General features: G+C 53.7%; 1 rRNA gene. It reads left to right on the top strand.

The features are described from left to right. A 23S ribosomal RNA gene (locus tag AAE027_RS39620) occupies positions 1–214 on the top strand; the annotation flags it as partial.

Raw genomic sequence — 214 nt, 5'->3', positions numbered from 1 at the left:
CGGGTAAGTTCCGACCTGCACGAATGGCGTAACGATGGCGGCGCTGTCTCCACCCGAGACTCAGTGAAATTGAAATCGCTGTGAAGATGCAGTGTATCCGCGGCTAGACGGAAAGACCCCGTGAACCTTTACTATAGCTTTGCACTGGACTTTGAATTTGCTTGTGTAGGATAGGTGGGAGGCTTTGAAGCGTGGACGCCAGTCTGCGTGGAGC

It is taken from the genome of Bradyrhizobium sp. DN3 (assembly GCF_041357655.1).
Taxonomy (GTDB): domain Bacteria; phylum Pseudomonadota; class Alphaproteobacteria; order Rhizobiales; family Xanthobacteraceae; genus Bradyrhizobium.
Note: the sequence above shows the minus strand (reverse complement) of the source record. Positions and strands in the feature narration are given on the sequence as shown.